Below are 424 nucleotides of genomic sequence, written 5' to 3'. Positions count from 1 at the left end.
AGAAAGGCAATCAGTGGCACTTTGGCATGAAGGCCCACATTGGTGTCGATGCCAAGAGTGGCCTGACCCACAGCCTAGTCACCACCGCGGCCAACGAGCATGACCTCAATCAGCTGGGTAATCTGCTTCATGGAGAGGAGCAATTTGTCTCAGCCGATGCCGGCTACCAAGGAGCGCCACAGCGCGAGGAGCTGGCCGAGGTGGATGTGGACTGGCTGATCGCCGAGCGTCCCGGCAGGGTAAAAACCTTGAAGCAGCATCCGCGCAAGAACAAAACGGCCATCAACATCGAATACATGAAAGCCAGATACAAGGGGCTGCTGAAAAACGATAACCAACTGGCGATGTTATTCACCCTGGCCAACCTGTTTCGGGTGGACCAAATGATACGTCAGTGGGAGAGATCTCAGTAAAAACCGGAAAT

1 protein-coding gene is annotated in these 424 nt (G+C 54.2%); it reads left to right on the top strand.

The window, feature by feature from the left end:
* Positions 1 to 413, top strand: a 413-nt coding sequence (locus QQZ17_RS21140; RefSeq protein ID WP_284554164.1) for a transposase, incomplete at its 5' end; no start/stop codon positions are given.
* Between the last annotated feature and the right edge of the window lie 11 nt (positions 414 to 424).

This window comes from Citrobacter sp. T1.2D-1 (assembly GCF_950098555.1).
Lineage (GTDB): Bacteria > Pseudomonadota > Gammaproteobacteria > Enterobacterales > Enterobacteriaceae > Citrobacter_A > Citrobacter_A telavivensis.
The sequence above is the reverse complement of the archived record's forward strand: the minus strand, read 5'-3'. Positions and strand labels throughout refer to the sequence as shown.